Source organism: Microbacterium sp. Cr-K32 (genome assembly GCF_000708345.1).
Classification (GTDB): domain Bacteria; phylum Actinomycetota; class Actinomycetes; order Actinomycetales; family Microbacteriaceae; genus Microbacterium; species Microbacterium maritypicum_A.
Window position 1 is genome coordinate 129,062 of the sequence record NZ_JARD01000015.1, and the last position, 21,925, is coordinate 150,986.

17 protein-coding genes are annotated in these 21,925 nt (G+C 69.0%); 8 read left to right on the forward strand and 9 right to left on the reverse strand.

Annotated elements, in window-relative coordinates; genetic code table 11:
- Positions 1 to 52: 52 nt before the first annotated feature.
- Positions 53 to 1,507 carry an NADP-dependent phosphogluconate dehydrogenase gene (gene gndA, locus GZ64_RS0107755; RefSeq protein WP_029260545.1) on the forward strand — a complete coding sequence of 485 codons (1,455 nt, stop codon included), beginning with the start codon at positions 53 to 55 and terminating at the stop codon, positions 1,505 to 1,507.
- Positions 1,508 to 1,596: 89 nt separating this feature from the next.
- Here the strand turns inward: gndA and GZ64_RS0107760 are convergent, their stop codons facing one another.
- The 4 genes from GZ64_RS0107760 to GZ64_RS19030 form a co-directional block, all read right to left on the reverse strand.
- Positions 1,597 to 2,322 carry an ABC transporter ATP-binding protein gene (locus tag GZ64_RS0107760; RefSeq protein WP_231479849.1) on the reverse strand — a complete coding sequence of 242 codons (726 nt, stop codon included), beginning with the start codon at positions 2,320 to 2,322 and terminating at the stop codon, positions 1,597 to 1,599.
- Between the two features lie 89 nt (positions 2,323 to 2,411).
- Entirely contained in the window at positions 2,412 to 3,884 is a 1,473-nt protein-coding gene (locus tag GZ64_RS0107765) for an ABC transporter permease (RefSeq protein ID WP_029265743.1), read from the reverse strand.
- Positions 3,885 to 3,987: 103 nt separating this feature from the next.
- Complete coding sequence (locus GZ64_RS0107770) at positions 3,988 to 4,632, reverse strand: bifunctional 4-hydroxy-2-oxoglutarate aldolase/2-dehydro-3-deoxy-phosphogluconate aldolase (RefSeq protein ID WP_231479850.1); 645 nt, start codon at positions 4,630 to 4,632, stop codon at positions 3,988 to 3,990.
- Positions 4,629 to 5,546 (reverse strand): SMP-30/gluconolactonase/LRE family protein, encoded by a 918-nt coding sequence (locus GZ64_RS19030; protein ID WP_051667893.1) that lies wholly within the window; start codon positions 5,544 to 5,546, stop codon positions 4,629 to 4,631. The genes GZ64_RS0107770 and GZ64_RS19030 overlap by 4 nt, the downstream gene beginning before the upstream one ends.
- Before the next feature lie 112 nt (positions 5,547 to 5,658).
- On the opposite strand from GZ64_RS19030, the gene GZ64_RS0107780 reads away from it, so the two are divergent.
- On the forward strand, positions 5,659 to 6,576 hold the full coding sequence (locus tag GZ64_RS0107780; protein ID WP_029265749.1) for a dihydrodipicolinate synthase family protein: 918 nt from the start codon (positions 5,659 to 5,661) through the stop codon (positions 6,574 to 6,576).
- Positions 6,573 to 7,292, forward strand: a complete 720-nt coding sequence (locus tag GZ64_RS0107785; protein ID WP_136025465.1) for an SDR family NAD(P)-dependent oxidoreductase — start codon at positions 6,573 to 6,575, stop codon at positions 7,290 to 7,292. Before GZ64_RS0107780 ends, GZ64_RS0107785 begins: the two co-directional genes overlap by 4 nt.
- A gap of 66 nt (positions 7,293 to 7,358) precedes the next feature.
- Here GZ64_RS0107785 and GZ64_RS19035 read toward each other — a convergent pair whose 3' ends face one another.
- The 3 genes from GZ64_RS19035 to GZ64_RS0107800 are packed head-to-tail and all read right to left on the reverse strand — an operon-like array spanning position 7,359 to position 10,517.
- Positions 7,359 to 8,672 carry an extracellular solute-binding protein gene (locus tag GZ64_RS19035; protein WP_021199738.1) on the reverse strand — a complete coding sequence of 438 codons (1,314 nt, stop codon included), beginning with the start codon at positions 8,670 to 8,672 and terminating at the stop codon, positions 7,359 to 7,361.
- A 49-nt stretch (positions 8,673 to 8,721) separates the two neighbouring features.
- A complete protein-coding gene (locus GZ64_RS0107795; RefSeq protein ID WP_021199739.1) occupies positions 8,722 to 9,579 on the reverse strand; it encodes a carbohydrate ABC transporter permease in 858 nt (285 codons plus the stop codon).
- Complete coding sequence (locus GZ64_RS0107800) at positions 9,579 to 10,517, reverse strand: carbohydrate ABC transporter permease (RefSeq protein WP_021199740.1); 939 nt, start codon at positions 10,515 to 10,517, stop codon at positions 9,579 to 9,581. Before GZ64_RS0107800 ends, GZ64_RS0107795 begins: the two co-directional genes overlap by 1 nt.
- Positions 10,518 to 10,744: 227 nt before the next feature.
- On the opposite strand from GZ64_RS0107800, the gene GZ64_RS0107805 reads away from it, so the two are divergent.
- Both GZ64_RS0107805 and GZ64_RS0107810 read left to right on the forward strand, forming a co-directional pair.
- Positions 10,745 to 11,548, forward strand: a complete 804-nt coding sequence (locus GZ64_RS0107805) for an IclR family transcriptional regulator (RefSeq protein ID WP_021199741.1) — start codon at positions 10,745 to 10,747, stop codon at positions 11,546 to 11,548.
- Between the two features lie 96 nt (positions 11,549 to 11,644).
- Positions 11,645 to 12,805, forward strand: a complete 1,161-nt coding sequence (locus tag GZ64_RS0107810; RefSeq protein WP_029265757.1) for a mandelate racemase/muconate lactonizing enzyme family protein — start codon at positions 11,645 to 11,647, stop codon at positions 12,803 to 12,805.
- A gap of 71 nt (positions 12,806 to 12,876) precedes the next feature.
- Here the strand turns inward: GZ64_RS0107810 and GZ64_RS0107815 are convergent, their stop codons facing one another.
- Positions 12,877 to 16,887 carry a golvesin C-terminal-like domain-containing protein gene (locus GZ64_RS0107815; protein WP_136025464.1) on the reverse strand — a complete coding sequence of 1,337 codons (4,011 nt, stop codon included), beginning with the start codon at positions 16,885 to 16,887 and terminating at the stop codon, positions 12,877 to 12,879.
- A gap of 124 nt (positions 16,888 to 17,011) precedes the next feature.
- On the opposite strand from GZ64_RS0107815, the gene GZ64_RS0107820 reads away from it, so the two are divergent.
- From GZ64_RS0107820 to GZ64_RS0107830, 3 genes are all read left to right on the forward strand, one after another.
- The gene (locus GZ64_RS0107820) at positions 17,012 to 17,977 is read left to right on the forward strand and encodes an acetylxylan esterase (RefSeq protein ID WP_051667894.1); all 966 of its coding nucleotides are present in this window, start codon (positions 17,012 to 17,014) and stop codon (positions 17,975 to 17,977) included.
- An 89-nt stretch (positions 17,978 to 18,066) separates the two neighbouring features.
- Positions 18,067 to 18,795: a response regulator transcription factor gene (locus GZ64_RS0107825; RefSeq protein ID WP_017828429.1), complete on the forward strand. Its 729-nt coding sequence runs from the start codon at positions 18,067 to 18,069 to the stop codon at positions 18,793 to 18,795.
- 26 nt (positions 18,796 to 18,821) lie between these two features.
- On the forward strand, positions 18,822 to 20,321 hold the full coding sequence (locus GZ64_RS0107830; RefSeq protein ID WP_021198767.1) for a sensor histidine kinase: 1,500 nt from the start codon (positions 18,822 to 18,824) through the stop codon (positions 20,319 to 20,321).
- 18 nt (positions 20,322 to 20,339) lie between these two features.
- On the opposite strand, the gene GZ64_RS0107835 is transcribed toward GZ64_RS0107830, so the two are convergent.
- Entirely contained in the window at positions 20,340 to 21,914 is a 1,575-nt protein-coding gene (locus GZ64_RS0107835; RefSeq protein WP_029260532.1) for an FAD-dependent oxidoreductase, read from the reverse strand.
- Positions 21,915 to 21,925: the final 11 nt, after the last annotated feature.

Consider the following 21,925-nt stretch of genomic DNA (forward strand, 5'->3'; position numbering starts at 1 on the left):
CCGTACAGCGATACGCTGAAACCACCCCTTCTTCACGATCGAGGAGCCTTCTGTGCCCGAAGCATCAGCGAACATCGGAGTCGTCGGACTCGCCGTCATGGGATCGAACCTCGCCCGCAACCTCGCCAGCCGCGAGGGAAACACGGTGGCGATCTTCAACCGCAGCTACGAGAAGACCCAGACGCTCCTCGACGAGCACCCCGAGGCCGGATTCGTCCCGGCCCACACCTACCAGGAGTTCGCCGACTCGCTCCAGAAGCCGCGCACCGCGATCATCATGGTCAAGGCCGGCGGCCCCACCGATGCGGTGATCGACGCGCTGGTCGAGGTGTTCGAGCCGGGCGACATCATCGTCGACGGCGGCAACGCGTACTTCCCCGACACCATCCGTCGCGAGAAGGCGGTCCGCGAGACCGGCATCAACTTCGTCGGCGCCGGCATCTCCGGCGGCGAGGAGGGTGCCCTCACCGGCCCCTCCATCATGCCCGGCGGCTCTGACGAGTCGTGGGTCACGCTCGGACCGATCCTGAAGTCGATCGCCGCGATCGCCGAGGGCGAGCCGTGCGTCACGCACGTCGGCCACGACGGCGCCGGGCACTTCGTCAAGATGGTGCACAACGGCATCGAGTACGCCGACATGCAGCTCATCGCCGAGGCCTACGACCTCATCCGCCGTGGCACGGGCAAGTCGCCGGCCGAGATCGCCGAGATCTTCGCCGAGTGGAACAAGGGCGAGCTCGAGTCGTACCTGATCGAGATCACCGCAGAGGTGCTCCGCCAGATCGACGCCGAGACCGGCAAGCCGCTCGTCGACGTGATCCTCGACCAGGCCGGCGCCAAGGGCACCGGAGCCTGGACCGTGCAGACCGCGCTCTCGCTCGGCGTCCCCGTCTCCGGCATCGCCGAGGCGACCTTCGCCCGCTCGCTCTCGTCGCACCCCGAGCAGCGCGCCGTCGCCGGCGGCCTCCCCGGCCCCGACGAGGAGTTCACGGTCTCGACCGAGGACACCGAGCAGTTCATCGAGGATGTGCGCCTGGCGCTCTACGCCTCCAAGATCGTGGCCTACTCGCAGGGCTTCGACGAGATCCGGGCGGGGGCGGCCGAGTACGGCTGGAACATCGACCTCGGCGCGATCTCGAAGATCTGGCGCGGCGGCTGCATCATCCGCGCCCAGTTCCTCAACCGGATCGCCGACGCCTACGCGGCGACCCCCGACCTGCCCGTGCTGATGACCGCACCGTACTTCGCTGAGGCGCTCACGCGTGGCCAGGCATCGTGGCGTCGCGTCGTCGTGACCGCGGCCCAGGCGGGCATCCCGGCTCCGGCGTTCTCGTCGTCGCTGTCTTACTACGACGGCATCCGCGCCGACCGCCTCCCCGCCGCGCTCGTGCAGGGACAGCGCGACTTCTTCGGTGCGCACACGTACAAGCGCATCGACAAGCCGGGCACGTTCCACACGCTGTGGTCGGGCGACCGCACCGAGATCGAGGCGGAAGACACGCACTGACGTCCCGTCGTCTGACGTCCCGTCGTCGAAGGGCCGGATACCGCGAGGTACCCGGCCCTTCGTGCACCATGGTGGTGCCATCCCACCGCCTACCTCGTGATGTCCTGGACGACACCCTTCGTGAGGCGCAGACGCCGTGTCGCGCGTCGCGCCACCGCCGAGTCGTGCGTCACCACGATGATCGTGATGCCCTCGGCGCACAGCGATTCGAGAAGCGTCAGGATCTCGTCGCGCATGCTCTCATCGAGGTTGCCCGTCGGCTCGTCGGCCAGGAGCACCCGCGGCCTCTTGACGAGGGCGCGCGCGATCGCGACGCGTTGCTGCTGACCCCCGGAGAGCTCTGAGGGCCGATGGTCGCCTCTGTCGTCGAGACCGACGTGGGCGAGAGCCTCAGCGACCCTCATGCGCCGCTCTCCCTTGTCGAGATCGAGGGGCTCGAGCGCCATGTCGACGTTCTCCGTGGCCGTGAGCGTGGGGATCAGGTTGAACCCCTGGAACACGAATCCGAGCTCCTCCGCCCTGAGGCGTCCGAGTTCCTTCGCCGAGGCCGACGCGAGTTCGCGGCCGTCGAACAGGAGGGAACCCGTCGTCGGCGTGTCGAGCGCACCGAGCAGTTGCAGGAGCGTGGACTTGCCGCCGCCGGTGGGGCCCTGGATCGTGACGAACTCGCCGGGCATGATGTCGAGGTCCACACCGGTCAGCGCTTTCACGATGCGCCCCTTCTGCGTGTACGTCCGGGTCACGCCCGTGACGCGGTAGATCGGCTGCGCGTGCCCGCCTCGGGGCGCCGTCTGCTCGAGGTCTGCGATGGTCATGTGCGTCTCCTGCTCGTGGGTCGTCGGCTTCCGGGTTGTTCGGATCGGGGGTGGCGGGTCGTGCCGGACGTCGCCCGCACGTGCGGTGATCATCCGACCGACCGCAGGGCTTCCGCCGGGCTGAGACGCGCGGCGCGCCAGCCGCCGAACGCTCCGGCGACGAGTCCGCCGAGCACCGCGAGACCGACGGCGGCGACCAGCACCCCGGGGGTGAACGGCGCCTGGAGCACGACATCCGCCGCGGCGGTCTGGAGCATCCCTCCACCTCCGGTCGGTCCCCCGCCCATGCCCCCGCCGATGGCACCGGGACCCGCGCCACCGCTCGCACCGCTCGCAGCGACCGTGGGCCTCAGGACGTTGATCAGCACGATGCCGGCGACACCCAGGACGAGGCCGACCGCTCCCCCGATCAGCCCCTGCACCATGGACTCTCCGGCGACCTGACGGACGACCCTGCCGTTCGACCAGCCGATCGCCTTGAGCGTTCCGAACTCCCTGGTGCGACGCCCGACGCCCGACAGGGTGAGCAGCACCGAGAGCAGCACGGCGACGGCGAGCACGATGATCGAGAGCCAGGTGCCGAGGTTCGTGATCAGTGTGGTCGCGCTGGAGAGCGAACCGGAGACGGTCGCGGCGAGCTCGGACTGCGAGGTGACGGTCGCATCGGGGAGCGCACCCGCCAACGCGGACTGCACGGCCTCGATCGAATCGGCCGAATCCGCCTGCACGTAGACGGTGGAGATGACGTCGTCGACTCCGGCGAGCCTCTGCGCGGTGCGCAGCGGCAGATAGACGTTCGCGGCCGTATCCGCGCTGTCCGAGGTCGAACCGAGGATGCCGACGACCTCCACATCGGAGCCGGCGACATCGATGGTGTCTCCCACCGCGATCTCATTGGTACCCGCGTAGGTGCTGTCGACGAGGGCGACGAGCGCCTCGGCATCATCGGCGTCGAACCCGCGTCCGTCCGTCACCTCGGCCGACGCGAGCGGACCGACCGAGGTCGCTGCGGGGTCGATGCCGAGCACGGAGAAGGAGTCGACTCCGAAGGATCCTCCTCCGCCGCCCTGTCCGGCGTCCGGTGCGGTCTGCCCCTCCTCGGGCGCGGCCGGCTGCTCGCCGTCCTGCGGAGCGAATCCACCGCTGGGCACCTCACCGGAGAAGGTGGCGTTCGTGAGGCTGAGCGCCCCGGATGCCGCGGCGACCCCGTCCGTGGCGGTGACGGTGTCGAGCACCGATGAGTCGAGCGTGCCGCGCAGGAAATCGGTCCGCAGTGTGGACTGCGCGAGCGTGGTGGTCTCGCCGTCGCTCTGACCTGCATCCGCGTCGAAGTCGAAGCGCGGCCCTTCGCCTTGGCCGGGTTCGGCGGGCTCGCCCGTCACGGTGAGATCGGTGCCGACGCCGTAGACGGAGGCGAGGGCCTGCGCCTGCGCGTCCCGCACTCCCGCCGTGAGGGCGTTGACGACGATCACGAGGGCGATCGCGATCGCCAACCCGATCGCGACGATCATCGTCTGCTTCTTGCGGCCGGCGAGTTCGCGCCGCAGATACGTTCCGTACATCTCTCTCCTTCCGCCGCGGCCATCGCGGGGCGAGATCGACGTTAGGAATCGCGCATATGCGAGATCGAGGGGCCGATGATGAGGAACCTATGGAGTGCGCCGGTCACCCCGCGCGCACGGCCTGCATGAATGCCCCGGCGCGGACGGCGAGCGCGTCGAGATCGCCGCCGGGACTCGCCGCATCGCCGACGAGAGGCCCGCCCACCCCGATGCCGAACGCCCCGGCGGCGAGGTACTCGGCGACAGTGTCGACGCGCACCCCTCCCACGGGGATGATCCGCGCCTGCGGGAAAGGATCGCGGACGGCGCGGATGAAACCGGACCCGAGCGCCGATGCGGGGAACAGCTTCACCGCTGCGCTGCCGAGGTCGTGGCCACGCTGGATCTCGGTGGGCGTGTAGACGCCAGGGAGCACGCCGATGCCCAGGCTGACCGCATGGGCGACAGAAGCGCTGAGCGTGGGCGTCACCATGAACTGCGCGCCGGCGGCGAGGGCCCTCTCCACGTCGGCCTCGTCGAGGACGGTACCGGCGCCGATCAGAGCCTCGGCCGGGGCATCATGCACGACCTGGGCGATCGCCTCCTCCGCGTCCTGCAGGGTGAGCGCGATCTCGAGGGTGAGCACGCCCGCCGCGAGCAGCGTCCGCGCCGCGCCGACCGTGGCGTCGACATCCGCCCCCCGCAGGATCGCGACGAGTCGGGTGCGGCGCAGGCGTTCCTGCAGTTGCGCGTTGTCCACGGTGCTCACGATGCCCCCTCCTCGATCGAACCGGCCGCCGTCGTGGCCGGCACCGCGCCTCGCCAGGGGAACGCGGGTGCGCCTCCCACCTCCACCTCCACGCCGAGCAGTGCGCCGTCGGCGTCGGTGGGATCGGTCAGTCCGATGCTCGCGGTGGTGATCACCAGCAGCCGGTCGACCAGAGCCACGGCTGTCGGCCGCTTCGCCGGAAGGACGATCGTCTCCAGGAGCTCCCCGGCCGGCGAGTAGCGGCGCACCTCGGACGCATCCCAGACCGCGACCCAGAGCATGCCGTCGAGGTCGATCGTCATGCCGTCGGGGTTGCCTCCTTCGACCCGGCACACCGTGCGGCGGTTCGAGAGCTCTCCGTCCGGAGCCACATCGAACGCCTCGATGCGGCGATGCGGGAGCGTGTCGATGTAGTAGAGCGTGGCACCGGTGCGGTCGAAGGCGAGGCCGTTCGACACGGTGATGCCGCCGAGGCGCGCGACGGGCTCCCCGTCGGGACCGAGGCTCCACAGTGTGCAGTGCGGGTCGCGGGGCATGGCCTGGCTCCCCACCCAGAAGCGCCCGGACGGATCGCCCCCGCCATCGTTCATGTAGTCGCCGGGTCCCGCGATGTCGTCGGTGACCGGCGAGACGACGCCATCGTCGCTCACGTGGACGACGCGGCGGTCGACGCCGACCAGCCACCCCGTGCCCGGCTGCGCGAGCGGGATCGGGGCACCGATCTGCGCGCCGACGACGACCGCGGCCTCGGGAACGACCGTGATGCCCTCGATGCGTCCGCGGTGCAGCGAACCCGTCGCCATGTCGATCCAGAGGAGGCTGCCGTCACGGGCATCCCAGCGTGGAGATTCGGCCTGGACGTAGCGGGCGTCGGAGAGGATCTCGACGGTGCGGGCGGCCTGAGGGTGCGACATCCGGGTCATCCTTCTCTGGTAGGTCATAACCGTTATGTGGCAGACTATCTCACAATATGCATAACACTTGCGAGAAATGTGGATACACGATGATGAAGCGGGGAAACAGCTGATGGCTCCGACACTCCACGGCTTGATGCCCATCCTGGCGACGCCTTTCGACGAGTCGGGTGCCCTCGACCGCGAGAGCCTGCGCCGACTGGTCGAGTTCCAGCTCGCGTCCGGAGTCGACGGCGTCGCCGTCTTCGGAATGGCGAGCGAGGGCTTCGCGCTCACCACCGAGGAGCGCCGCACGATCCTGGACGATGTCGTCCGTGTGGTCGAGGGCCGGGTGCCCGTGATCGCCGGCGTCAACGGCACGTCCACGGCGACCTCGATCGAGCAGGCCCTCCTCGCGGAGGAAGGGGGCGCTGATGCCCTCATGGTGCTTCCTCCGTTCATGGTGAAGCCGCCCGCCGGGACGCTCGTCGACTTCTACGGAGATGTCGCCGACGCCACCTCCCTCTCGGTCATGGTGCAGGATGCCCCCGGCGTCACCGGCGTCGTCATGGCCCCTGCGCTGATCGCCGAGATCGCCCGCCTCGAGGGCGTCGACTCCGTCAAGGTCGAAGCCCCGCCGACCGCGCCCAAGGTCGGCGCGGTCGTCTCGGCGATCGACGATCCGGACTTCGCGGTGCTCGGTGGACAGAATGCGCAATTCTGCCTGGAGGAGTATGCCAGGGGCGCCGTCGGCACGATGCCGGCCTGCGAGTTCCCCGACCTCCTCGGTCCGGTGCTCGCGCAGTTCACGGAGGGGCGCGTCGACGAGGCCCGTGCCGAGTTCCGTCGTATGCTCCCTCTCGTGCTGATCGGTCTGCAGGGCGGCATCGCGTGGGCGGTGCACAAGGAGGTCCTCGTCGCGCGCGGCGTGATCGACCACGCGACGGTGCGCTATCCGGCTTCGCGCCTGGATGCCGGCAGCCGTGCATCGGTCAAGCTGGTCATCGACGAGCTCGCCCTTCCGCCCATCCCCACCACGGTGCGCGTGTGACCCGCCGCGGCGTGCTGCTGATCGGCGGCAGTTCCGACATCGGTCTCGCGATCGCCCGCGCCTTCGTCGGCGGTGGAGACGCCGTCGTCGGGGTGGGGCTCGAAGACTCCGACGATCCCGTCTTCGAGCGGTACCTCGTCGCGGACTGCAGCCGACCGGAGGCCGCCGACCGCGCCGTCGCGGATGCGGAGCAGGCGCTCGGCCGACTCGACGTCGTCGTGCTCGCGGCCGGCCGCATGCCGATCGCCCGCGCGGAGGCGACGAGCGACGAAGACTGGCGCGGCGCGCTCGGCGCCACGCTCGACTCGGCGTTCTTCGTGGCACGAGCCGCTCTCCCCCGCCTCGCATCGGGGTCGTCGATCGTCGCGGTGACCTCGGTCAACTCGTCCCTCGCCGCTCCTGCCCTCCCGGCCTATGCGGCCGCGAAGGCCGGCGTGGACGGCCTCATCCGCCAGCTCGCCCTCGACTACGGCCCCCGTGGCATCCGCGTCAACGCCGTGCAGCCTGGCAGCATCTCGGCCGTCGACACCGGAGAGAGCGAGGGCTACCCGCTCGGGCGCATCGGGCGCCCGGAGGAGGTGGCTTCGGTCGTGGCGTTCCTCGCCTCCGACGCCGCATCCTTCGTCACCGGCACCTCGATCGCCGTCGACGGCGGTCTGTCGATCTCCTCGCCCGCCGCCTGGCTGAAGCCGGTGCTGCGGGAACGCTGGCTCTGAGCCGCTCGTTCCCACGAAGAAGGCCGCGTCCCCATCGGGACGCGGCCTTCTGACTCTGCGATCCGCTCAGGCGTTCGCGTCGAGCAGACCCTGCACTTCCTTCTTCAGCGCGTTGAGGCCGGCCTGCACCTCGACCTGACCGGCGAGGATCGTCGCGACCCCCGCTCCGATGGCCGCATCGATCTGCGCGGTGACCGCGACGCGGTCCCAGGCGGCGCCACGGGCGTGCTCGGAGACCTCGGTGCGGAACGCGCCCTGGAACTTGTCTGCCGCGAGGGCCGGGATCTTGTCGGCGACGCTCTTGGCGGCAGGTGCCACCGCGGAGTTCTCGTACAGCGCGGTCGCCGCTTCGACATTGGTCGCGGCGTAGAGGATGAAGTCACGGCTCGTGAGCTCTCCCTCGCCCGCCGTCGCGAAGACACCGCTGCCCCAGGCCCGGTTGAAGGAGTCCTTGCCCCCGGCGGTCGGACGCGAGATCGCACCGATGTTGTCGATGATGTTCTGGGCGGCACCGTTCGTCTTGACGAAGGTCGATGCGAGCGGGGCGTCGTCGTACAGGGCCGCCCGTCCGCTCGCGAACAGGATGCGGGCATCGCTGCGCGCCACGTTCGTCTGCGTCAGCCCTGCGTCCTGCAGGGACTTGTACCAGGTGACGGCCTTGACGCTCTCGGCGTCGCCCAGGGTGCACTTCAGATCGTCGGTGACGACGTCGCTGCCGAAGCCCCACATCCACGGGACGGCGTCCTTGAGGTCGGGGTTCTTGGTGACGGCGGCGTACGGGATCAGCGAGGAGTCCTGCTTCTTGATCTTCTCGAGCGCCGTGGCGAACTGCTCCACGGTCATGCCCGACTTGATGCCGACGCTCTTCGCGATCTCTCCGTTGGTGATGATGCCGATGCCGGCGGCCGTCAGGGGCAGCACGAGCAGCTTGCCGTCCATCGTGTACGAGTCGAGCACCCCCTGCGGGATGCCGAGCCCCTTCGCGAGGTCGGAGAGGTCGGCGAGCACGTTCATGGGGGTGAGCACCTGCCACCCGCCCGACTGTCCGACGCCCATGAGGTTGCCGGAGCGTCCGGTCAGCGCCAGCTGGGTGGCCGCCTGATCGTACGGGTAGATCACGGGGGCGACCTTGACGCCCTCCTGCTTCGAGAATCCGTCGAGGATGCCCTGCCATGCCGACTTCAGGGCCTCCTCGCCGAGCGAGTTGCCGTAGAAGTTGATGGTCTTGGCCTTCGTGGCCCCGGCGGCCGTGGCTCCGGCACCGGTGCCGGGGGCGGCGGGAGTGGCACAGCCGGCGAGCGCGAGAGCGCCGAACGCGGCCAGGACCGTGCCGCCTCCGAGGAAGGCTCGGCGGCTCAGCTGCGAGTTCGAGATGTTCATGAGACTGCTCCTTCGGGATGAGGGGGACGAGCTGTTCTGCGGTGCATCGCTAGCCCTTGACCGCTCCGGCGGCGAGGCCGGAGACGAAGTAGCGCTGCAGGAGGATGAAGATGATGACGAGCGGGAGGGAGGTGATGAGGGACGCCGCCATGAGTGCCGGCCAGTCGGCCGTGCCCTCGCGGATGAACGCCTGGGTGAGTCCGGCGGGCAGGGTCTGCTTGTCGGGTCCGGCGAGCGTGAGGGCGAAGAGCAGATCGCTCCAGCCGCGCATGAACGCGAACATGCCCGCGGTGATGAGACCGGGGACCACGAGCGGGAACACGATGCGGAACATCGTGCCCGTGCGCGACAGGCCATCGACCTTCGCCGCCTCGATGATGTCGTCGGGGAGGGCGTCGATGATGCCCTTCAACAGGAACACCGCGAGCGGCAGTGTGAACGTCGTGAACGAGATGATCAGCGCCGTGTAGGTGTACAGCAGCCCGGCCGAGCTCAGCATCAGGTACAGCGAGATGAGCAGAAGGGCGCCGGGGATCAGCTGGCCGATGAGGAACATGAACATGACGGCGTTCCGGCCGCGGTAGCGGAACTTCGACAGCGAGTACGCCATCAGGCCGCCGACCAGGACCGCGAGCAGAGCGGTTCCGGTGGAGACGATGATGCTGTTCATGAGGTTCTTCAGCAGCAGGTCGTTCTGGAAGAAGCCGACGAAGTTCTCGAAAGTCGGGTCGACCGGGAAGAACGGACGGTCCAGGGAGAAGACGTCCTCCTTCTTCGTGAACGCGGTCGCCGTGAGCCAGTACACCGGCAGCAGGCCGAACAGAGCGAGGAGCAGGAGCAGCACGCGCCCCGGGATGGACAGGTGGGGGCGGATGATCGACTCCCCCACATCGCGACTACGGCGCATCACTTCTCCAGCCGTCGGTTGAGGAACAGGTATCCGGTCGTGATGATCGCGAGCAGGACGAGCCAGAGTGTGCCCATGGCCGAGGCCTTGCCGAGCTCGTAGCTGCCGAAGGCCAGGTCGTAGAGGCTGACCGCGAGCGTCGTGGTCGAATTGCCGGGCCCGCCGCCGGTCATGACGAAGATCGTGTCGAAGTTGCCGAAGTTGTAGATGAACTCGAGCACCGCGACGAGGGTGACCGGGCCGGCGATGTGCGGCAGCGAGATGTGGCGGAACCGCTGCGCACGCGTCGCACCGTCGATCGTGGCCGCCTCGATCTGCTCGCTCGGGAGGGTCTGGAGCACCGCGAGGGCGACGACCATGATCCACGGGAACGAGTGCCAGGTCTTGGCGATGACCACGGCGGCCATCGCGCCGGTCGGGGTGCCGAGCATGCTGACCTCCGGCAGGCCGAAGACCGAGAGCACGTGGTTGACGACGCCGTAGCTGTCGTTGAAGATCCACGCCCAGAGGAAGGAGACGACCACGCCGGGGAGCAGCCAGGGCAGCATGAGAGCGCCGCGCAGGATGTTGCGTCCGCGCATGCGGGCGTTCAGCAGCAGGGCGAGAGCCACACCGAGCACGAGGGGGAAGACCGTGGAGAGCGACGCGAACACGAGGGTCGTGCCGAGCCGGGCGAAGAACTCCTCCCACACGGCCGCATAGTTGTCCAGACCCACGAAGGTGCGCTCGGGACGCAGGAGCGATTGATCGAACAGGCTCGTGAAGATGCTCGACACGAGGGGGAAGATCGCGATCACGAGGAACAGCAGGACCGCAGGAAGTGCGATCATGAAACCGAAGGTGCGATCCTTCGCGCCCAGCGTGGAGCGTCGCCCGGAGCGTGGCTCGACGGCCTTCTGCTCGCTCTCCGCGGGCCGCTCGAGTATGGCTTGTTGCATTGCAGTCACTTTCCAGTAGAGACGACCCCCGGGGGCCCTGCGCGTCGTCGTCACAGTCGTCAACGTCGACGTGCGGCCAGTTAACCACAATGCGGATGCGAAATCCACAAAATGCATAAGACACCCACATTTGTGTTGCTCGAAGCCATTTCACTGCATAAGATGACTGGCAGCGGCGACCAGCCGCAGCGTCGCATCCGCGGCGGCAGTACTGAGGAGGAGTGACCATGGCATCGGAATCGGTGGGCGGCACCCAGACCGTCGAACGGGCGATGTCGTTGCTCGCATGCTTCACCGAGGAGTCCGGCGAGCTGAGGGTCTCCGAACTCTGCACGCTCACCGGGCTCGGCCAGTCCACCGTCTCGCGCATGATGTCGGCACTCGACCGCATGAAGTTCGTGGTGCAGGACGCCCGCACCGGCCTCTACCGCCTGGGACCGGCAGCCGTGGCGCTCGGCACGATCGCCCTCAACGGCTCCCCCATCTTCCGCGCGTCGCGGCAGATCGCCCAGAACCTCGCCCGCAAGATCGAGATCGGCGTGAACGTCGCCGAGCTCAGCGGCTTCACCTTCACCTACCTCTGCAACTTCGAAGGCGCGCTCGCGCCCAAGTCCTTCGCGATGGCCGGACGCACCGGCCCTCTGCACGCCACCGGCCTCGGCAAGGCCCTGCTCTCCGGCATGACCGATGAGCAGGTGGACGAGTACTTCGCCCAGACGCCTCAGCGCTTCACCCCTCATACGATCGTCGACCGTGCAGCCATGCAGCTCGCCCTCGACGAGACCCGCAGCCGGGGCTATGCGACCGAGATCGAGGAGCTCGCCTTCGGACGCGCGTGCATCGCCGCCCCCATCCGCAACCGCGCGGGTGAGATCGTCGCCGGGCTCTCCGCGAGCGGTCCCCTCTCGGTGCTCGATCTGCACGCCCCGCACCAGGAACTCGCGCTGCAGCTGATCGAAGCGGCCGACGAGATCTCCGTGGCTCTCGGCTACAGCCCCTCCCGCACCGCGTCGGCCTTCGCCGCGCTCTGACTCCTCCGCCGCGACGCGGCCCCCTGATCCGATCCTGATCCCTGACCGCGGCACCAGCCGCCGGCCGCTCGCCCCTCGATGTCTTTGGAGACCCCTGTGAGAATCACGCGCGTCCAGACCTTCCCCCTCTACCTGTCGAAGGAGGAGGCGAACAACTCCTACGCCGGCGACACCGCAGTCGACCACCGCGGCTACGTGATCCGCCCGCCCTGGCGGAGCCTCTACTCCCCCGGCTACGAGACCCTGCTGGTGAAGATCGAGACCGACGAGGGTCTCGTGGGCTGGGGCGAGGCGCTGGCGCCGGTCGCCCCCGTCGTCGCCGCGGCGATCGTCGACAACCTGCTCACCCCCCTCATCCTCGGTGAGGACCCACGCTCGGTGCGCACGCTCTGGCACCGCATGACAGAGTCGATGCGCGAGCGCGGGCACCTCACCGGCCACCAGGCCGACGCCATGGCAGCCGTCGACATCGCCCTGTGGGATCTCTGGGGCCATGCGACCGGCCTCTCGGTCTCCGAGCTCGCCGGGGGACGCTTCCACGAAGTGCTGCCGACCTATGTCTCCGGGATCCGCGGTGTCGACGACGTCGAGCGGGCGGAGAAGGCGGCCGAGCTCGTCGAGGGCGGCGTGCGCCGCATCAAGCTGCACCTCGGCGTCGACATCCGCACCGACCTCGCCACCTACGACGCGGTCCGGGGTGTGCACCCCGACCTCGACGTCGCGCTCGACGCGCACTGGACCTACCGGCTCGGCGAGGCGCGGGCCCTCGGTCGGGAGCTCGACGACCGGAGGGCATGGTTCTTCGAGGCGCCGCTGGCTCCCGAAGACGTCGAGGGACACCGCGACCTCGCGACCGCGCTCGCCACCCCCATCGCGGTGGGCGAGGCGATGCGCAGCCGCTTCGAGTTCACCGACTGGCTCACCCGCCGCGCTGTCGGCCTCACGCAGCCCGACATCGGCCGCACCGGCATCACCGAGGGGCTCGCGATCGCGGCAGTCGCCGACGCGTTCCACGTGCAGGTCGCCCCGCACCACTCGGCCGCCTTCGGCATCGCGATGGCTGCCGGCGTGCACGTCGCGGCGAGCGCCACCTCGCTCCTCGCGTTCGAGTACCAGCCGTTCACGCTCCCGGTCGCCAACCGCCTGCTCACGACACCGCTCGAGGTGCGTGCCGACGGCGGGTTCCTGGTCCCGACCGGTCCCGGCCTCGGCGTGACCGTCGACGAGGACGCGATCAAGGAGTACGTGCGGCACTGACGCCCCTCCGCACCCACCACGAAGGGGTGGCCCGGCCGGATCTCTCCGGCCGGCCCACCCCTTTCGTCATGTCAGTCCCCGATGCGCACGAACTGCGCCGCGCTGACGCGGTGGATGCTGGTGTTGCGGACCTCGAGCCGCACTGTTCCGGTCGCACCGGCCGCGTAGCGGAACGAACCCAGCGATCGCCACGCTGCAGCGCCCTGGGTCTGATCCACGATCACCTCGGAGCTGCCGTTCTGATGCTCGACGACGTAGGCGGCCGCGGTCGTGGTCGTGGGGTTCGTCGGGTACCAGACCGAGACGCGGTAGAGCCCCGCCTGCGGAAGGTCGACGTTCCACGTCACGGTGCTGCCCACGGAGTCGGAGTCGCTGTAGCGCGTGCGCGTGCCGTTCCAGCCGGAGAGTCCACTGGGGTACCAGTTGCCCGATTCCAGGTAGCCCGGCCACGGCGACTGCGTGTGTGCGATCACGCCCTCATCGGCGACGCGCACGAGCACTCCGCGTCGCAGAGTCTGGTCCAGGCGCGCCTCGAATCGGGTCGACGATCCCGGCGCGACGCCGGCCCCTGCCGTCACCGTCCAGGTGTGGGTCAGATCCGACCTCGGCGGCACCGTGATCGTCGCACTCTGCTGCCCGACGCTCCACCCGGTGAGGCCGTAGAGCGCGAGCGTGCCCTGCAGCGGGGTGACCCCGGTGTTGATGACGAGTGCCGTCAGCTTCGCGACCGCGCCGGGACCGCTGACGATCTCGACGTCCGAGGTGAGCGACACCAGGCGGCGACGGTCGATCACCTCGATCGCGGCGGGGCGCAGCGTCACGGGGTCCTCGCCGGCGACCGACAGCTTCGCCTTCACCTCGACCTCGCCGAGCGCCGCTGCGGTCGCGATGACGGCCGCGGACTCGACCCGCGCGGAGCCCTGCGCGGGAACGGAGATCGCCGGGACGGCACCGTCGAGGCTCCAGCCAGACGGCAGGGTCACAGCCACGGTGCCGGTGACGGGGTCGTCCGTCGCATTGCGCACTTCGATGATCAAGGGAACCCGGTCTCCCGCGGTTCCGGTCGCCTGCGCGATCACATCGCCCGCCAGCCCGGGGTTGGCCCCGCTGATCCGCGACGGCAGCTGGAGGGTGACCTCGGGCGTGGTCGTGCCCCCGGAGGTGATCGTGTACCGGAACGTCTTGGTGAGGTCGTCGACGGGGATCGTCCACTCGAACGGGTACGCCTTCTGCGGAGCCTGCTGCACCGCCTGCGCACCGATGCGGTACGACAGCGTGGCCTGCTGCTCGGTGTCGATCTGCACGTAGGCGTCGTACCCCTGCCCGTCGGGACGCACCAGAAGCATCCCGCGCGCGACCCCGTACTCGGTGGCGGGGTCGGAGTCGATCTCGTGGAAGCTGTCGCGCCCGTGATCGACGACGTCATCGAACGGCAGCCCCGGCCGCTGCACCGTGACGTTCCGCACCACCAGGGCCAGCAGTCCGCGTGCGGGCACCGTGACGGTGACGCGACCGTTCTGGGCCGCCGAGGTCGAGCGGGCGCCGTTCGCGGCGACCACCTCGACCGCGGTCGACGAGCTGCGGGGCAGGCCGGTGAGATCGGTGGAGAGGTCGATGACCACCTGCTGCGCGGTGCCCGCGGAGTTGGTGAGGCTCACGTACAGGGCACCGTTGCCGACGCCGCCGATCCAGTTGACCAGAGGGTTGTCGACCCCGATGAGCCCCTCGGGGAAGTACGGCCACACGCCGTCCTCGCCGAAGAACGTTCCCGGCGCATGACCGTAGGCGAAGAACTTGAAGTAGGCGAAGTCGGCCTCGAACACGTGCGGGAACTCGATCGCGCCGGCGCTGCGGTAGAAGCTCTCGCTGATCAGGTAGTCCATCGCGAGTCCGAGCTGGGCGGGCGCGTGGTGGAAGTAGTAGCCCGTGATCCCCACCGGACCGCTCGTCGCGAAGTCGGGCTTCATGTGCGCGACCTGGAACTGCCGTCCGTAGTAGCCGGGATACGTGGTGAACCGTCCGATCACCATGTTGTGCGCGATGTCAGCGAGCAGCTCGTCTCCGGTGTGATGTGCCAGGCGCAGCAGAGCTCCGGCCCAGCACGGGTTGAACACGTAGCCGCCGCCCGGGTTGGTCAACGTGCTGACACCGAGCTTGAACGACGACAGCGCCTCGAACGTCAGGCCGGAGGGCGAGACGTACCAGGCCGGCACCGTCTCCGTCGGAACGTTCGTCGTCGGGTACGACGGGAGCGACGAACGCGACTCCCAGTCGTACTGCTGCTTGATGACGGCTCCGACCGGGACCGTGACGTTCGTGTCGGGAACCGGGCGCACCGCCGTCTGCGTGATGAACCGTTGCACCTCGCGATATGCCCCGTCGAGGAACTCGGTCTCGCCCGTCGCCTCGAACATCTCCAGAAGGTCGACCCAGTACTTCGAGAAGCTGTAGGCGAAGCCTCCCGGCGGTTGGCCGTTGCTGCGATACGGCGTGAGGATCTGCTCCTGCGCATACCTCCGGGCGATCAGCGTCGCCTCCGCCAGATAGGCGGGATCCCCCGTGACGCGGTAGGTCGCCAGCGCGTTCGAGAACGGCGCCCTGCTCTGCCCGACCACGCCCGCCTTGGTCGCCTGCACCGCAAGCCGCTGGATGCCGGCGTTGCGGCCGTGCGTGAGCTGGTAGAGCGACGCGAGGTTCACGGCATCGGTGGGGATCTTCCCGATCCGGTACTGCGTCTTGTCGTTGTACACCGGGCTGCCGATCATCGGCGTGTGCCCGATGCCCTTGCGGGAGAGCTGGTACTCCACGAGCGGACGCGCGCGACGGTCGTAGAGCGTGCTGTCGGCGGTCCCGGTCAGGTAGTGCGCGGCGAGCACGACTCCGCTGGCCGCCGTGCGGACCGCATCCTCGTTCTCGACGTCGACGAATCCCTTGGCGCGGTTCCACCAGCCCGAGTACGACGGCACGTAGTCGACGGAATCGTCGCCGCTCGGCTCGACCGCGATCAGGGCGGTCATCGCGTGCACCGCGTCGGTCAGCGAACGGTCGTACACATTGCGCCGATACGCGGTGAGGCCGTACTCGTTCCGGCACAGCTGCGTGTAGGTGCCGTACAGGGTGTCGGCTCGAGCGGCGATGCCGAAGGCGAAGCCGCGCTGCTGTCCGACCGTCATGGCCGTGCGCAGCCCGGGCTGCGGCGAGTACATGGACGGCACGATGTCGAGGCTGTCGTTGCGCAGGCTCATGCCGTACGGCTGCCGATCCGACATGAGCTGCCGTTCGTGCACGAACTCGGCCACCTCCGACGGCAGGTACACACCCGAGGTGACGGCGACGTCGCCCACGGAGTACTGCGTCAGCGCCATCGGGGCGAAGAGCTCCCACGCTCCCAGGGGCGCGGAACCGTCGAGCACCGAGAGCGCGTGCTGGTACGAACCGCACAGCACCTCGTCGAGGTCGTCGAGCGACTTCGCATCCTGGCTCTGATAGCCGACGATGTAGTCCCCCGCGGTCTTGGCCGTCACCACGTAGTGCGCTTCAGGATGGGCGCCCTCCAGGCGCCACCGCACGACCAGGTCGACATCGTCGGTGCTCGTGGTCAGCTCGATCGCCTGCGGCCCGAGCACCTGGAACGAGGTGAATCCGAGCCAGCTGGGCGTGAGCGGTCCGTACAGCTCCGGCGCGCTCCCCGACGGCAGCGTCCCCTCCAGCACCAGCCACTGCTCGTCGAACCGGTGGGCGGGATCGGTGATCGCCAGCCAGCCGCCGTTGCGCTTGACCTCGAGATCGCGCACGATCGTCGCCCCGCCGTCCCAGGTGGCCTGGAAGAACGTCATGCGGTGGTCGTCCCCGACCAGCTGTGCGACCTGGGTGAATGCCAGGTTCGGCTTGGCCAGGCGACGGAGGGCATCGGCGTAGACCCCTCCCGACGTCGTGAGTTCTGTCGCGGCGGCGGGGGCCGAGCCGTAGGGCGAGCCCAGCACCGGAGGAAGCACACCGGCGATCACGAGCATGCGCAGCACGGAGCGGCGGCTCCACAGCAGGGGATGGTCTTCGGCTCCGTTGCCATCTATTGAATCCATGATGCACATAATGCAATTCATATGCGATCATGTCAATGGATCCGCCTCGCCGATCACGCGCGCTTCTCCCCCTGTCGGCGCCGGTAGCGTCATCGAGGCAGACCATCTGGAAAGGACGCCCGCGGTGACCCACAATCCTCCCGAGGAGATGACCGAGTACTCGCTGGGCGCCCTGCTCACGCCGCTCGCATCGCCGGACGAGCCCGAGGACTTCGACGACTTCTGGCAGGCGACATTCCAGGAGTTCGGCGTCGGACCGGTGGCGTGGAAGGTCGCACTGGAGCACCCCGCGACCGCGACGCATCGCGTGACGGAGATCCGCTTCCGCTCCTCGGCCGGGGAAGACGCCACCGCCTTCGTGATGCTGCCGCACGCCACCGCCGACGTCCGCAGCGGCCTCGTCGTCGGACACGGATACGGCGGTCGGACCGGACCGGACATCGAACGGGTGCCCGCCCGCACCGCGGCGATCTTCCCCGTCGCCCCCGGGACGCACGTCGGCACCGCCAGCCGCTTCCCCGTCTCGCCCGACGAACACGTGCTGGCCGGAATCGCACACCGCGACACGTACTCGCATCGGTTCAGCGCAGCCGACATCTGGCGGGCGGCGACGGTCCTCCTCGAGATGGCGCCGTCGGCGGCGACAGCTCTCGACTTCAGCGGCGGCAGCTTCGGCGGTGGCATCGGCGCCCTGGCGCTCCCCTGGGATGCCCGGTTCCGCCGTGCGGCTCTCGACGTGCCGAGCTTCGGGAACCACGATGTGCGCCTCTCGCGGCACTGCACCGGGAGCGGAGAGGCCGTTCGCCAGCACCTCCGTCACCACCCGGAGGTGCGGCCGGTGCTCGACTACTTCGATGCGGCGACCGCCGCACGGCGCCTGCGCATACCCGTGCACGTCAGCGCGGCGGTGCTCGACCCCGCGGTGGACCCGCGCGGACAGTTCGCGGTCTATCACGCACTGTCGGGCCCCAAGAGGCTCGGGGTGCGCGCAGGCGGTCACCTCGACGGACCGGTCGGCGTGCTGTCCGACCGACTCGCCCTGCAGGACGGCATGGATTTCCTCGCGCTTCCCGACGAGCGCATCGCGTGAGCGCGTCGTCTCCTCGCGACGCGGCATCTCTCAGAGAACACATAGCATTCTCCATAGAAATCGCATAGGAGATTCCGCAGAATAGGGACATGACCAGCGACCTGCCCGAACTGCGCCGCCCCGACGGCTCCCCCCTGCGCATCCTCGCCGTCGACGACGAGCAGATGCTCACCGATCTCCTCGCCATGGCCCTGCGCATGGAGGGTTGGGAGGTGCGCACGGCCTCGTCCGGGATGGAAGCCCTCCAGGTGGCGCGCGAGTTCGAGCCCGACGCGCTGGTGCTCGACATCATGATGCCCGATCTCGACGGGATGTCCGTGCTCAAGCGGCTCCGCGAGTCCGGCAACCTCGTCCCGGTGCTCTTCCTCACCGCGAAGGACGCCGTGGGCGATCGCGTCGCCGGGCTCACCGCGGGCGGCGACGACTACGTCACGAAGCCGTTCAGCCTGGAAGAGGTGATCGCCCGTCTGCGCGCGATCATCCGGCGCACCGGTCACGCCACGGCCGACGACGGGCAGTCGATCCTGCGCGTCGCCGACCTCACCCTGAACGAGGACAGTCACGAGGTCGTGCGCGACGGCACCGAGATCGAGCTCACCGCGACCGAGTTCGAGTTGCTGCGCTATCTGATGCGGAACGAACGCCGTGTGCTCTCGAAGGCGCAGATCCTCGACCGGGTGTGGAGCTACGACTTCGGCGGCAAGTCGTCGGTCGTCGAGCTGTACATCTCCTACCTGCGCAAGAAGATCGATGCCGGCCGCACACCGCTGCTGCACACCGTCCGGGGCGTCGGTTACATGATCAAGGCTCCGCAGTGAGCTCAGCGACGGTGATGAGACGGCCGATGAGCCTGCAGACACGGCTGATGACCGCCGTGATCGGATTCGTCTCGCTGATCCTCATCATCGTCGCCGTCATCACCAGCGCGACGCTGGGCAGCACGTTGGAGCGGCAGCTCGACGAGAAGGTCGAGAGCTATGCCGCGGGCATCACGAAGCAGCTCGTCCAACAGGTCCCGGCTGAACGAGCCACGGTCGACAACATCCTCAAGGGCGGCAACCCGCAGATTCCCGGCCTGCTGTTCGCCGTCGCGAGTCCTGTCACCGGGGCAACCGGAATCGCCTTCGACAACTCGAACGGCGACCTCGGCGGAACATCCCAGGCTCTCACAGCGGATCAGCTGCACGAACTCATCAGCGCTCTGGGCAGCGGCACGCCGGCGACCGTCTCGCTCGCGGGGCTCGGTTCCTACCGGGTCGTCGCAAACCCTGCGAGCACGGGCGTCGTGGTTGTCACCGGACTCCCCCGTGACGAGATCCAGAACCAGCTCACGCAACTGCTCACCGTCATCGCCCTCGCGACCATCGGCGGGCTCATCCTGCTGGCGCTGACCACTGCGATCACGATCAGAGTGAGTCTGCGACCGCTGCGTGCTGTCGCGATGACCGCGACCAGGGTCGCCAACCAGCAGCTCGATCGCGGCGAGGTGACGATCACCGAGCGCGTACCGGCGTCCGAGGCGGATCCGCGCACCGAGACCGGGATCGTCGGAGCCTCCCTGAACAAGCTGCTCGATCATGTGAACACGTCGCTCGCCTCCCGCCAGAAGAACGAGGAGCGGATGCGGCGCTTCGTCGCCGACGCCAGCCACGAGCTGCGCACCCCGCTCGCCTCCATCCGTGGATACTCGGAATTGTCGCTGCGCGCGCTGCGTCAGTCGAACGCGCAGGCGGAGCGTCCCGAGGTCATCGAGGGCACGACCTCGTCGTTGGAGCGCATCCAGGCCCAGTCGCTGCGGATGACACGCCTCGTCGAGGACCTGCTGCTGCTGGCCCGACTCGACGAAGGCCAGGAGCTCGTCTACGGCACGGTCGACCTGACCCAGCTGGCCCTGGAAGGCCTCTCGGACGCACGCCCGACCGCGGCCGACCACCACTGGAACATCGACGTGCCCGACGAACCCGTCACGATCGTGGGAGACGCCGGACGCATGCATCAGGTCGTCGCGAACCTGCTCGCGAACGCCCGCACCCACACGCCCGCCGGCACGACCGTGACACTGAGCGTCGCGCAGGAGGGTGAGGATGCCGTGCTGCGCGTGCACGACGACGGTCCGGGCATCGACCCCGCCATCCGTGACGAGCTGTTCGCCCGTTTCGCCCGTGGAGACAGCTCGCGGGCCCGGCAGACCGGCGGCACGGGCCTCGGACTCGCGATCGCGAAGGCCATCGTCGAAGGGCACCATGGCTTCATCACCGTCACCAGCGAACCCGGTGACACGACCTTCACCGTCCGCATCCCGCGTAACCCGGCGGCAGCCGACGACGACACCGCCGAGGCCTGACCCGACGGGTCGGTCGACTCAGTATCCGGCGAACGCGTCGGTGGTGAGGCTGCGGGCCTTCTGCAGGGCAGGGGCGAGGTCGGCGATGAGCCGCGGCGGGCCCGAGATGAACGCATGACGCATGGCCAGGTCGGCGACGGCGCGCTCCAGGGTCTCCGCATCCAGACGTGCGCCTCGCGCCCAGGACCAGTGCGCGGGCAGGTCGCCAGGCTCGTCACGTGTGAACACCACGGTGGGCACCCCCGTCGCGGCGAGCTCATCGCGGAAGGCGAGTTCGGAGGCGTCGGAGGCGACATACACGAGCACCACATCGCGGCGCTGACCAGTCGCCTGCAACTGCCGCAGCTGCGAGACGAACGGTGTCACTCCGATGCCGGCCGCGACCATGAGCACCGGCTGGTCTCCGCGAGGAAGGATGAAATCCCCCCAGGTGCCGGTCACCGCGAAGGTCGCCCCCGGCTCTGCGGCGGCGAGAGCGCGCTTGTAGCTCGACGGATGCTTCTGGTCGCCGTTCTTGTACGCGATGCGCAACGTCGGAAGATCGGCGGGTGCCGACACGATGCTGAACTCCCGCCGGGTTCCGCGGGCGTCGGGGCGATGATGCGGAACGTCGAGCTCGAGGTACTGCCCCGGAAGGAAGCGCACGCGCCCCTTGGCACGGAACGTCAGCTCCTGCGCGGTCGGGGTGATGAACTCACGCCGCTCGAGCACGAGCCGCACCGAACCGCGCAGGGCGAACGCGAACGCCACCAGGTTGCCGATCAGCAGCGCACGCTCCTGACCGAGGGTGAACAGCCCGGCCACCGAGATCGGCCACCCCGCGAGCAGACCCACCACGACGGCCACGACGAGCTGTTGCCGACGGCGCGGCGGGAGGGTGAGCGGCTCCGAGAGCATAAACGCCCCGAGGAACAGGAAAGGCGACTGCAGCACCGCGAACTGCAGTGCGGTCACGATGTCGAACGTGATGTCGAACTCTGTGGCCTGCACCATCTGACGCACGACCGACGTGGCGACGGCGACGAGCAGGAACACCAGCACGATCCGGATCTTCTCGGTGCGCCACAGCACGGCGAGGCCCAGCACCGCCACAGGGATCGTGAGCACCGGCGTGCCGACCCACCACGACGACGAGGTCCCCAGCCACTCGAACGCTCCGAAAGCGCCGAGGATCGAGACCACGGCCGCCCCGAACGCGGCGGGGTTGAAGATGTGCCGCCCACGCCATGCGATCAGATACTTCGAGACGCTCGCGACGGCACCGGCGAGGGCGAGGCCGAGGAGCGCGCCAGGCTCGATGCCCGGCCGGAGGACGAACAGGAGGATGAGTGCCGTCACCAGTGACGATTCGACGCGCCAGGGCAGCCGGAGGATGCGCTGCGCCACCGCGTCGACGGCGGAGATGACGACCGCGAGCACGAGGAACGAGGCCACGAGCTCGAGCGGGGTCGGCGACACGATCACGCCGAAGAGCGACAGGACGAAGGCGATGACCGCGAGAGCGACGAGCGCGAACAGCACGAGGCGGTACATCGACAACGATCCCAGCACCGCGAGGACCCGCTGTCGTGCGGCGGCGAATGAGGTGATCACTTCTCCACTCT